Raw genomic sequence first — 1,419 nt, forward strand, 5'->3', positions numbered from 1 at the left:
AAACCTGCAATATCTTTCATTTTATCAAAGTTATAAAATACATTTACTTTGACCTTTTGAGGAGCTGGCTGTTCTAGACTTCTACGATTTCTGCTAGCGCGTGGTTGAACTGCTGGAGCCATTCTGAAACCTGAAGTTCCTGTAGCCTCCTTAGTGAATGTGACAACGTAGTTATAATTTTTCACAGTAGTATCTTGTTCAAAAATAATGTCATTTTTCACATAATACCCTCTAGCAGCTAGGTCTTTTATCTTGGCTTGAATTTTTTCTTTTACTAATTCTTTTGCCTGTGCTTCACTCGTTCCAGCAGGAATTGTAACAGTGTTATCTTCTCCTGGGTCAGATAGGAAACCATGAATATCTGGCATTCCAGCGAAGTTATAGCTAATATTTACAGTTCCATCTGGTTCTGATGTTGAACGTGCTACTCTTCTTGCTCTTGCTTGAACTGATGGAGCATTTCTAAAACTTGAAGCCCCTTCTGAAGTTGAAGAAGGTTGTGTTGGAGATGCTACTGCTGATCTGGAAGTCCCACTTGCACCATGACCAATCGCTGTGCTTCCATTGTCAATAGTAGTTCCACCAGGACCATTATTGGTCAAGCCTTCTCTACCATAATTCGGACTTGAAACTTCTTCACCTGGAACATCCAATGCATTGATTTCATTTTGATATTTTTCTGTAACAGTAGCTACTTCTTCATCGTCTTTTGCTTTGTTAATTTCTTCTATTGCTTTATCTTGTAACGTCTTTAATGCTTCTTTTAATCTTGCCTTTTCATCTGCATCAGTAACTTTTTCAATCGCATCTGCTTTTATTTTAACAACTTCACCGATATTATCATCTATGCTCTCCTTTTTAGCTGACTTCAAGGTTTCTTCCTTCTTAAGTTCTTCTTCTGATTTTGGCTCTGAAGTTGATGCTTCTGGAGTCGGAGTTGATGTTGCTGCAGTCCCTGAATCATTTGTAGCTTCAGCAGATGGAGTATTTGAAGATTCTGCAGTTGTTTCAGATTTACCTGATTCTCCAGCTGGCTGTGTAGCAGAATTAGACTCGCCTGATGTGACCGGTGCTTCTTCACTTGGGGTTACCGGTGACGATGTTGAATCACTTGGTTGGGTAGCTGTTGAATCACCTGTAGGAGTTGCAGATGGTGTTCCAGACTCTTCTGAATGATTACCTGTTGATGGAGATTCAACCGAAGAAGCTGATTCATCGTCTTTCGGTGCTGAAGCCACTGGTTCTTCCGCTTTTGGTGTTGTTCCTGATGGCTCGTCCGCTTTCGGTGTTGTTCCTGATGGCTCGTCCACTTTCGGTGCTGAATCCTCTGAATCTTCTACTTTCGATGTTGAAGCCGCTGGTTCTTCTGCTTTCGGCGCTGGTGTCGATGGCTCTTCCACTTTTGGCGCTGGTGTCGAT

Annotated in this window: 1 pseudogene; it reads right to left on the bottom strand. The window is 41.6% G+C overall.

Features of this window, described 5'->3' with window-relative positions:
* Positions 1 to 1,419 (bottom strand): annotated as a pseudogene (locus ADG81_RS03515) (hypothetical protein); the annotation flags it as partial.

The sequence above is a fragment of the Streptococcus pseudopneumoniae genome (genome assembly GCF_001070815.1).
GTDB lineage: Bacteria > Bacillota > Bacilli > Lactobacillales > Streptococcaceae > Streptococcus > Streptococcus pseudopneumoniae_P.